Below are 11,038 nucleotides of genomic sequence, written 5' to 3' on the forward strand. Positions count from 1 at the left end.
GCAGTTAGCTTTATGCAGGATCTTTCGGTGCAAACAACTTAACCAGGTTTTTGATCTTCGTTGCATTCTCTGGTTTTAGTTTACCAGCCAATAAAAGTCTTAATTCTCTTCGTTGTTGCGCCTCCTCAAACAGGATCTTTTCCGTATCCGTCTCCGCGACCAATGCAGGGATAGGTTTTGGCTTTCCCTCTTCATCGATGGAAACAAAGGTATAATAAGCCTCGTTGGACTTTACTTTCGTCCCTTGTGGAAGGTTCTGTGCAAAGATTTCCATGCGTACCTCTACGGAAGTATTGAAGGCACGGGTTACCTGTGCCTGAATAGTAACCACCTCGCCCAATTTGATGGACCGTTTAAACGATACATTATCCACAGAAACGGTGACAACCTGATTATTACAATGTTTTTGTGCCGCCATGGCCGAACAGATATCCATCCAGTACAATAAGCGACCACCCATTAGATTGCCGAAGGTATTGGTATCGTTGGGTAGCACCAACTCGTTCATTTCTGTATAGGATTCTCTAGCAAATTTCTCTTGCATCATTATTTCATGTAAAATTTGATCTGTTGATCGATTGAAGGAAGCGAATCACGAAAGGACGTAGGTTGATACCCCAGTTCTTTCTTCGCTTTATCAAGTATAAACCCCGTTTTTTGCGGACGGTTTTCCGATTGGCCAATTTCTCCCGCACTGATCGGGCTGATCAGGGATTGATCATATCCCCAGTAATCAGCGATCTCCTGTACGGCTTCTAAAACCGAATACATCTTTTCGCTGGAAATATGATAGATGCCGGTTGCCGATTTTTCGATGCACAAGATACAGGCATCCGCTAAATCATCCACCCAGGTAGGCATACGCCATTGGTCATTAACCACCTTGATGGCCTCATTGGCACCTAATTTTGATTTAGCCCATAAAACCAGATTGGATCTTTTTTTATCGGCGATGACGCCATAGACCAAAATAGTTCGGAGAATAGCCGCTTTGGCAGAAGAAGCCAAAATGATCTGCTCCGCCGCAACTTTACTCGCGCCATAGGCATTGCAGGGATTCGTTTCATCGATCTCTTTATAAGGCCCATTTTTGCCATCAAATACAAAATCGGTGGATAGAAAGGTTAAATGGATATTATTTTTTTCTGCAGCTTCCAATAGCAGCTTCACGACATCCACATTCAGCTTTTGGCATAATGCAGGATCCTGTTCGCAGGCTTCCACAGCCGTCATCGCTGCAGTATGTAGGATATGGGTCGGTTGGAATTCCTCCATCAATTCAACTAAGCCCTCTTGATCCAACAGGTCCAGTTGAACAAAACGATAACCCGTATTGTTCGGATTGCGGTTGGGCGATTGGGAAGTGCAACAAAGCGTATAATGTGTTTTTTCAAGAATAAAATCCGTGCACTTTTGTCCCAAGAAACCATTTGAACCTGTCAATAGCACCCTAGTAGAAGAATTCCCTAATTTGTCCATATAAAATCCATTTTAGGTTGTTTCATCGAATTATCGATTACATCGATTTCTAATTTTAGGATAGCTTCTAAAGCCTTGTAATCTATTTTATCCGCATCATCCGTTGGTTTGTGGTAATCATCATGACCACCGGTGTGAAAGAATAAAACAGGGATATTTTTACGATAGAAGGAGGTCTGATCGGATCCACCATTCCCATCTTTGCTCTTGTTGAATTTGATGCTGCTGCTGATGCCCTCAAATATCTTTGGAAAGGCCGAGCTAGTGCCATATCCGATAACCGCCAATCCATTTTCCGGTTGGTATCGGCCGATCATATCCATGTTCAACATCCAATGTATGTTTTCCAATGGAATGGTCGGTTTTTCTGTGAAATGTTTCGATCCTAATAAGCCCAGTTCTTCCGCTCCAAAACCTATGAACAGAAAATTGAATGCCTCTTTAATGTTATTGCTGGAATAATGTCTTGCCAACTCCAATAACCCCGCTACCCCGGAAGCATTATCATCTGCACCATTATGGATTTTTCCTACACCCAAGGAATCCCTTGATCCGCCAATATGGCCATAACCCAAATGGTCGTAATGCGCGCCAATAACAATGGTATAGGGAGATTGGTTGTCTATAAAGCCGATGATATTATCCGATGATCTTTCTGGGTCTTCTACTTTTTTACGGGTAACTTTAGCAAGAAAGGGCTGCCGGTATCCTTGTTCGCCTTTGGGAAGCAGACCATATTTTTTGAAATGTTTCTCTACATAATCGGCTGCTTTCAAAGATCCTTCCATACCCGTTTCCCGACCTTTCATCTTATCGGCAGAAAGGTATTCGATATGTTTTTTAAGGTTCTTCACTTTTACTTGAGCCTGAGAAAGGCTTATAAAGCAACAGCTAAGGATTAAGGATGCCACAACAAATGGCTTTCGGAAATTTATCATGACCAAATATACATAATCCAAAAAAGGAAGGAGGTACTAATCCATGAATATATGGTTAGTAGCGACGAATTAATCTTCTACGATCTCTGAATTCACATTTGAATTTTCCACGTGCTCTTCTTTGAAATAGCGTTTTTGGAAAATCAAGATCATGATAACCCCCACGGTGATGGCGGAGTCAGCGACGTTGAAGATCGGGCTGAAGAACTGGAATCGTTCGCCACCCCAGAATGGGAACCAATCCGGAAAGGTGCCATTGATCAATGGAAAATGCAACATATCGACCACATAGCCATGTAAAAAGGTAGCATAGCCACCGCCTTCAGGAAATAATACCGCTTTTTGGAAAGGGGTACTTTCGCTGAATATCATACCATAAAATGCAGAATCGATGATATTTCCCATGGCACCGGCAAATATCAGGGCTACATTCAGGATAAAACCACGGTTATACTTATTCTTGATCATGTAATGCAAGCCATAACCGATACCGATTACCGCGATGATACGAAACACGCTAAGAAATAACTTGCCATATTCTCCACCGAATTCCATGCCATAGGCCATTCCAGGGTTTTCGATAAAATGAATCAAAACCTTGTCGCCAATCACTTTGAATTGTTGGTTAATGGTCATGTTCAGTTTTACCCAGAATTTAGAAATCTGGTCGATCAATAAAATGATGGTAATGAGTAATACGGGCTTGGTATATCCTTTCATAGTACATAAAAAATGGTCTTTGCGCAATTACAAAGACCATTTGTTTTTAATCTTTCGCTTAATATTGTTTGTTTTTTGCCTCGATACTTAAGGTAGTATGAGGTACTGCTTTCAATCTTTCTTTTTGAATAAGCTTTCCAGTCTCTCTACAGATGCCGTAGGTTTTGTTCTCGATGCGCACTAAAGCCGCCTCTAGGTTATCGATGAATTTTTTCTGACGTGCTGCCAGTTGGTTGATCTGCTCTTTTTCCAAAGTTGCCGATCCATCTTCCAATGTTTTGTAAGTACCTGCTGTATCATCAGTGCCGTTCGCATTGCTGTTGCTCAATGATTTGGTCAACGAGGATAATTCCTCTTTGGCAATACGTAACTTCTCAAGAATTATTGCTTTAAACTCCTGTAATTCAGCATCACTGTACCTTGTTTTCTCTGTGTTTCCCATACTTTAAATTTTTTCTATTAGTAGCAATAAATTCTCTCCATTAATCTCAACGGTGTCTCCATTTGCCAGTGTACCGTCGATTTTAAGACTGTTGGCTAAAATTTCCGTACAAATATACGAGAAATTATTTTGTACAGCTTCTTGAATTTCAGTATTTTGACTAATAGTTACATTTATACGGTCGGTAACTTCAAATCCTTTGTCTTTTCTTAAGTTCTGGATGCGATTAATGAGCTCACGAGCAAGACCTTCCTCTTTTAATTCTTGGCTAATATGGATGTCCAAAGCAACCGTTAAACGACCAAGATTGGCCACTTGCCATCCTTCTACATCTTCGGCAATAATTTCCACATCCTCTGTTGTAATGCTGTAGGCAGTACCTGGAAGCTGGATTTGACCTTTGATTTCCAGTTCGTTCAATTGTTGGGCATCCAATGCCTGAATAGCTGCACTTACTGCTTTCATATCCTTTCCGACTTTAGCACCCAAAACCTTAAAGTTAGGTTTTACCTTTTTCTTGATGATGCCGGTCGTATCGGTAATGAATTCCAGGTTTTTGATGTTCGTTTCGGAAAGTATCAAATCTTTTACTTTCTCCACCTTTTCCTGGAAGGCGTTGTCCAATACCGGAACCATGATCTTTCCTAAAGGTTGACGAACATTGATACCCGTCTTTTTACGTAGGGATAAGGTCAAGGAAGAGATATCCTGCGCCAAAGCCATACGCTCTTCCAGGTCTTTATCAACTAAATCAGCATGGTAGGCAGGATAATCTGCTAAATGTACCGATTCGAAGTTTTCTTTTTTCGTAGCAGCGTTTAGATCCAGATACAGTTGATCTGCAAAGAATGGCGATATAGGTGCCATCAATTTGGCAATAGTATCTAAACAGGTATAAAGGGTCTGATAGGCCGAGATCTTATCCTGGCTATATTCGCCTTTCCAGAAACGACGACGACATAAACGTACATACCAGTTACTCAAATGCTCATCCACGAAAGTCTGTATCGCACGTGCGGCTTTGGTCGGTTCGTAATCGGCATAGAATTCATCCACCTCTTTGCTCAAACTGTTCAGTAAAGAGATGATCCATCTATCGATCTCCGGACGATCCTGGATAGCGATTTCCGGCTCAGCATAACTGAATTTGTCGATGTTTGCATATAAGGCGAAGAAGGCATAGGTATTGTAAAGCGTACCGAAGAATTTACGGCGTACTTCATCCAATCCTTCCTCATTGAATTTCAGGTTGTCCCATGGAGCAGCATTGCTGATCATGTACCAACGGGTTGCATCCGCAGAGTATTTTTCGATGGTCGCAAATGGATCCACACCATTACCCAGGCGTTTGGACATTTTGTTTCCATTTTTGTCCAGTACCAAGCCGTTCGAAACGACGTTTTTGAAGGCTACTGAATTCTTGAACATGGTCGATATCGCGTGAAGGGTAAAGAACCAGCCACGCGTTTGATCTACTCCCTCAGCAATAAAATCTGCCGGGAAAGCAGAGAAATATTCGTCTTTGAACGGCTGAGGATCACCTTTCGCCAATTTATCGTAGTCTAATCCCCATTGTGCATACGGCATGGCTCCAGAATCAAACCATACATCGATCAGATCGGGTTCACGGTATAATTTCTGACCACCTTCTGATACCAGGATGATATCATCCACATAAGGACGGTGTAGATCCAATTCATCCGTACCGAATTTATCCAGATAGGCCTTGTTCACTCTTTTTTCATCTGCTGAAAGCACATCAGTCGATAGGGAAGCTTCCAACAAAGATCTCAATTCCGGCATGGAGCCTACGCAGATCTCTTCGTTTTCGTCCTCACTTCTCCAGATCGGAAGAGGAGTACCCCAGTAACGAGAACGGGAAAGGTTCCAGTCGACCAGGTTTTCTAACCAGTTTCCGAAACGTCCTGAACCCGTAGCTTCAGGTTTCCAGTTGATGGTTTTGTTCAAAGCCACCAATTCTTCCTTACGTGCGGTAGTTTTGATGAACCAGCTATCCAAAGGATAGTAAAGTACCGGTTTATCCGTTCTCCAACAGTGAGGATAGGTGTGCTCATATTTTTTGACATCAAATGCCTTATTGTCTTCTTTCAGTTTGATGGCGATCAATACATCCGTAGGGCGGAAATCCTTATCGGCTCTTTCTTCTGCCGAATAGTATTCTTCCTTCACGAATCGGCCAGCAAAATCAGTTACTTCCTTCACAAAACGACCGGTTTTGTCTACGGTAGGAACATCTTTTCCGAACTCATCTTTCACCATGATAGCAGGTACCCCATTTTCGCGGGCTACCCTAAAGTCATCGGCACCGTAGGTTGGTGCAGCATGAACGATACCTGTACCATCTTCCGTGGTTACAAAATCACCTATGATCACGCGGAAGGCTTTGTCAAGCAATTCTTCGGAGGTGATGTAAGGCAACAATTGATGGTACCTCAATCCCGCAAGTTCTTCCCCTTTGAATTCTGCTGCGATTTCCCAAGGGATAATTTTATCGCCTAAGCTATAGTCCTGGAAGGATACCTGTTGGCCTTCGGCCTTGAAGTGTTTCGGGATCAATGCCTTCGCCAAAATTACGGATACTGGAAGACCGGTGTACTGGTTGAAGGTGCGGATTTTTACATAATCGATGTTCTTTCCAACAACCAATGCGGTGTTGCTTGGAAGCGTCCATGGCGTGGTGGTCCAGGCGATGAATGCGACATCTTCCTCTGGAGATTCCTCTAGGCTGTCCAACATCGGATGGATCTGTTGTTTATCCAATCTGAATTCCGCAACGATCGTGGTATCCTTTACATCCTTATAGGTACCAGGCTGGTTAAGTTCGTGCGAACTCAAGCCCGTACCTGCAGCCGGAGAATATGGCTGGATGGTATAGCCTTTGTATAAAAGCCCTTTTTTGTACAGATCTTTCAATAAGAACCAAAGGGTCTCGATATATTCGTTCTGGTAGGTGATGTACGGGTTTTCCAGATCTACCCAATACCCCATTTTCAAGGTAAGGTCGTTCCATACATCGGTGTACTTCATGACTTCCTTGCGACAGGCATCGTTGTACTCTTCCACAGAAATCTTTTTGCCGATATCCTCTTTGGTGATTCCCAAGGTTTTTTCCACCGCCAGTTCGATCGGAAGACCATGGGTATCCCAACCTCCTTTACGTTTTACCTGGAAACCTTTCAAGGTTTTATAACGACAGAAAATATCCTTGATCGCACGCGCCATCACATGGTGAATGCCGGGCATTCCATTTGCTGAAGGCGGGCCTTCATAAAAGGTGTATGGTTTGCTGGCAGGGCGATTGGAAATACTTTTTTCGAATATATTTTCGTTTTCCCAACGTTTCAATACTTCTTTGCCGATCTCTGATAGATTTAACTGCTTATATTCCTTGTACATCAAATTCCTATTCTAAATTTTAAGGTCGCTAATTTAATGAATTAAAAGCACATAAAAAATGCCCCTATCGGCGCATTTATATTCTTTATTCGTGTTTTTATGCGCTGAAACTACTGCCGCAGCCACAAGTACTGGTGGCATTGGGGTTATTGAAGGTGAAGCCACGGGCATCTAATCCGGATTTGAAATCGATTTCCATTCCGGCCAGGTAAAGGCCATGTGCTTTGTTCATGAACAAACGGATGCCATTCACCAGGTATTCCGAATCTCCCTCTTTCTTTTGGTCAAAGCCCAACATATAGCTCATGCCGGAACATCCACCACCTTCTACACCAACACGAAGCCCGAAGTCTTCGGAGATTTCTTGTTGATCAATCAGTTTTTTTAGCTCTTTCACAGCTCCTTCGGTTAAGGTTAAGGGTGCTGCTGTTGATATATTTTCTGTTGACATGTCTTTTTCTTATTGTTTATTGTTGCAAATTTAAGCATTTTGAAAGGGATTTGGATATAGGGGGAGTTTTATGACAATTTGCCGACTTGCTTCGCTGCGAAAGTAGGGTGAAAGTAATGTAAAAGTATGTATTTAGTATGTTATGGGTATAAAAACATGCTTTTTTCTTGGTTTAAATATGCTTAAACAAAGGTTTTAAGGTTAGAAAGTGCTTTTTAAATGGATAAATGTTAATATTTGGCATTAAATGTTGATCGTACTACATGTCATGTTGAGCGTAGTCCATGTCATGTTGAGCGTAGTCGAAACATCTGGTCGCTAGTAACCGTAGAGATCCTTCGACTACGCTCAGGATGACATACCATATTACCATACCTTCATAAAATTGGAAGAATACTCTTCCAATTCTTTGTAAATCTCTATATTTGCTGCTTAAAATCGAATTATTAAATTCCCCAATAAAAATAATCAACATGGAAAGAGATCAATCCATTTTCAATCTAATTGCCGACGAGCTTAAACGCCAAGAAGAGGGTATTGAGCTAATCGCTTCGGAGAACTTCGTAAGCAAACAAGTGATGGAAGCTGCTGGTTCTGTACTGACCAATAAATATGCGGAAGGATTACCGGGAAAACGTTATTACGGTGGTTGTGAAGTTGTCGATCAAATCGAAACGATCGCTATCGACCGTGCTAAGGAATTGTTCGGTGCGGAGTGGGTGAATGTTCAGCCACACTCAGGAGCGCAGGCCAATGCTGCGGTTTTCTTAGCGATCTTAAAACCTGGCGATAAGATTTTAGGTTTTGATCTTTCTCATGGTGGCCACTTAACACATGGTTCTCCAGCAAACTTCTCCGGAAAATTATACCAACCGTTATTCTACGGAGTAAAACAAGATACCGGATTGATCGATTACGAACAATTGGAAGAAACAGCTTTACGTGAGAAACCAAAAGTGATCATTGTAGGAGCTTCAGCGTATTCGCGTGATTGGGATTATGCTCGTATCCGTAAAGTAGCCGATCAGATCGGTGCTTTGGTGGTTGCAGATATCTCTCACCCAGCTGGATTGATCGCTCGTGGATTATTGAATGATCCGATCCCTCATTGTCACATCGTAACAACCACTACCCACAAAACTTTACGTGGTCCTCGTGGTGGTATGATCATGGTAGGAAAAGATTTCGAAAACCCATGGGGAATCAAAACTCCAAAAGGAGAGACTCGTACCATTACACAATTATTAGATCTTGCGGTATTCCCAGGTACACAAGGTGGTCCTTTGGAACATACGATTGCTGCGAAAGCGATCGCTTATGGCGAGGCATTGTCTGATGAGTATTTAACCTACATCAAACAAGTTCAGAAAAATGCACAAGCATTGGCTCAGTACTTTGTAGATAAAGACTATAACATTATTTCAGGAGGTACAGACAACCACTTGATGTTGGTAGACTTAAGAAATAAGGATATTTCTGGTAAAGAAGCGGAAGCTGTTCTAGGATTGGCGGGCATTACGACCAACAAAAACATGGTTCCATTTGATACCCGTTCTCCATTTGTTACATCAGGCGTTCGTTTCGGAACGGCTGCGATCACTACTCGTGGAATCAAGGAAAACGAAATTGTACAGATCGGTGAATTGATCGATGAAGCGATTACAAAGCGTGCTGATGAGGCTGCATTAAATGCAATCCACGGAAAAGTGAGAGAGATGATGGCTAAGTTTCCTTTATATAAATAGATAAATCTTAAAAATTTAAAATATTAATAGCTCCAAAGATAATTTGGAGCTATTTTTGTTACTAGTAATTACTGTGAAGAAATGTTAAAATAGCAACCTAATTTTTGAATACCCGATATTTTTAACTCTCTTTGATTATATAAATTTTAATAAAACGCCTATAGGAACACGATTACGCTACAACTAAAATATTACAAAGACATAGAAATACTCTATCAAGATTTGTGGAGGAATAATTATGAAACTATTGAATAAGAAGAGTGACCAGCAATTGGTACAAGCGTACGTAAAAGGCGAGGAGAAAGCCCTTCAGGTATTACTGGAGCGTTATAAGACGAAGATCTATTCGTCGATCTATCACCAGGTGAAAGATCAATACCTTGCCGAAGATATTTTCCAAGAGACATTCATTAAAGTAATCAACACACTTAAAGCTGGCCGTTATAATGACGAGGGCAAATTCCTGCCATGGGTAATGCGTATTGCGCATAATATGGTGATTGACCATTTCCGTCGGGAGAAAAGAACCCCTAACATTGTGAACAATGATGGGTTTGATATTTTCGAGGTCCTTCAATTTTCAGACGATTCGGTAGAAACCAAAATGGTAAAAGATCAACGGGACGTTGATTTGAAAAAGATCATCCAACTCTTACCAGACGATCAGAAAGAAGTGCTTATCATGCGTTTGTTCTGTGAAATGAGTTTTAAGGATATCGCCGATATCACCGAGGTCAGTATCAATACCGCTTTAGGAAGGATGCGTTATGCATTGACCAATCTTCGTAAAATGATCGAAGAGAATAATATGGTATTTCAATTTGGATAGAACTAAGTAATCGAAATAGGAGATCGGCAGGTTTTACCTGCCGATTTTTTTATGCCCTAAATCCGTAATTTCCATGTCAATTTGTCTAAAATTGCCAATTTATGCATCAAAAATGTCGGATATTTTTATTTATTTGGAGGAATTAAGATTTGGAATCAGATTTGTTAAAGGTAATTAAATAAGAAAAAAAATATTAAAGATATGTATTGGATAATTTTTATTGGAATTATGTTGGTGAGCTGGATAGTCCAGTGGCGCTTTAAAAGTAAATTTAAGAAATACTCGGAAATGCCTTTATCATCGGGCATGTCCGGTGCAGAGATTGCACAAAAAATGTTGCGTGATAATGGGATCAGTGATGTTCAGGTGATTTCGGTAGAAGGACAATTGACGGACCATTACAACCCAGCGAATAGAACGGTGAATTTGAGCCCGGATGTATATGCCGGTCGCAGTGTCGCTGCTGCGGCGGTTGCAGCCCACGAATGTGGACACGCTGTGCAGCATGCAACAGCCTATTCTTGGTTGCAGTTCCGCTCGGCCATGGTTCCTATGGTGAGTGTGGCTTCTAAGATCGTGTCTTGGGTGTTGCTCTTAGGTGTGATCATGGCGGCTTCAGGCAATTTTTATGTATTGGCCATTGGTGTGGGTGCTCTGTTCCTAACGACGGTGTTCAGTTTTATTACCCTTCCGGTAGAGTTTGATGCATCCAATAGAGCATTGGCCTGGTTGAATACGGCAAACATTACCCATAGTACGGAAGAGCACGATGGTGCAAAAGATGCATTAAAATGGGCGGCAATGACTTATGTGGTAGCAGCATTATCCGCATTGGTTACGTTGTTGTACTATGCTTCCATTTTATTCGGCGGAAGAAGAGACTAATAAAAAATCAAAGATATACACAAGAGGCTGTCTAAAAAGGTCTCTTAAAAGAGAACCCCGTCATTAAAAAATGGCGGGGTTTTTCTGTTTTTTGTCCTCAAGATTTTGTATCTTAAGGTGCAACCAAAAAAC

General features: G+C 41.5%; 10 protein-coding genes. 3 read left to right on the forward strand and 7 right to left on the reverse strand.

The annotated features are described in order from the left end of the window. Nucleotides 1–10 precede the first annotated feature (10 nt). From VJ786_RS11870 to VJ786_RS11900, 7 genes are all read right to left on the reverse strand, one after another. Nucleotides 11–544, reverse strand: a complete 534-nt coding sequence (locus VJ786_RS11870) for an acyl-CoA thioesterase (protein ID WP_336557788.1) — start codon at nucleotides 542–544, stop codon at nucleotides 11–13. A 2-nt stretch (nucleotides 545–546) separates the two neighbouring features. Next, nucleotides 547–1,479, reverse strand: coding sequence for an SDR family oxidoreductase (locus VJ786_RS11875; protein ID WP_099365945.1), 933 nt, complete (start codon nucleotides 1,477–1,479; stop codon nucleotides 547–549). Beyond that, nucleotides 1,467–2,333 carry a M20/M25/M40 family metallo-hydrolase gene (locus VJ786_RS11880; RefSeq protein ID WP_336557786.1) on the reverse strand — a complete coding sequence of 289 codons (867 nt, stop codon included), beginning with the start codon at nucleotides 2,331–2,333 and terminating at the stop codon, nucleotides 1,467–1,469. The genes VJ786_RS11875 and VJ786_RS11880 overlap by 13 nt, the downstream gene beginning before the upstream one ends. A gap of 153 nt (nucleotides 2,334–2,486) precedes the next feature. After that, nucleotides 2,487–3,137: a lipoprotein signal peptidase gene (locus VJ786_RS11885; protein WP_099365943.1), complete on the reverse strand. Its 651-nt coding sequence runs from the start codon at nucleotides 3,135–3,137 to the stop codon at nucleotides 2,487–2,489. A gap of 58 nt (nucleotides 3,138–3,195) precedes the next feature. Further along, nucleotides 3,196–3,579, reverse strand: coding sequence for a TraR/DksA family transcriptional regulator (locus VJ786_RS11890; protein ID WP_099365942.1), 384 nt, complete (start codon nucleotides 3,577–3,579; stop codon nucleotides 3,196–3,198). Nucleotides 3,580–3,582: 3 nt separating this feature from the next. Beyond that, entirely contained in the window at nucleotides 3,583–6,996 is a 3,414-nt protein-coding gene (gene ileS / locus VJ786_RS11895) for an isoleucine--tRNA ligase (protein ID WP_099365941.1), read from the reverse strand. Nucleotides 6,997–7,093: 97 nt separating this feature from the next. Beyond that, nucleotides 7,094–7,447, reverse strand: coding sequence for a HesB/IscA family protein (locus VJ786_RS11900; RefSeq protein WP_099365940.1), 354 nt, complete (start codon nucleotides 7,445–7,447; stop codon nucleotides 7,094–7,096). 473 nt (nucleotides 7,448–7,920) lie between these two features. Between VJ786_RS11900 and glyA the strand changes: the two genes are divergently transcribed. The 3 genes from glyA to VJ786_RS11915 all read left to right on the forward strand — a co-directional run bounded on the left by glyA (nucleotide 7,921) and on the right by VJ786_RS11915 (nucleotide 10,906). Continuing rightward, on the forward strand, nucleotides 7,921–9,192 hold the full coding sequence (gene glyA / locus VJ786_RS11905) for a serine hydroxymethyltransferase (protein WP_099365938.1): 1,272 nt from the start codon (nucleotides 7,921–7,923) through the stop codon (nucleotides 9,190–9,192). Nucleotides 9,193–9,430: 238 nt separating this feature from the next. After that, complete coding sequence (locus VJ786_RS11910; protein WP_099365937.1) at nucleotides 9,431–10,021, forward strand: RNA polymerase sigma factor; 591 nt, start codon at nucleotides 9,431–9,433, stop codon at nucleotides 10,019–10,021. Between the two features lie 201 nt (nucleotides 10,022–10,222). Beyond that, a complete protein-coding gene (locus tag VJ786_RS11915) occupies nucleotides 10,223–10,906 on the forward strand; it encodes a zinc metallopeptidase (RefSeq protein ID WP_099365936.1) in 684 nt (227 codons plus the stop codon). Nucleotides 10,907–11,038: the final 132 nt, after the last annotated feature.

The organism is Sphingobacterium tenebrionis (assembly GCF_037126265.1).
GTDB classification, from domain to species: domain Bacteria; phylum Bacteroidota; class Bacteroidia; order Sphingobacteriales; family Sphingobacteriaceae; genus Sphingobacterium; species Sphingobacterium tenebrionis.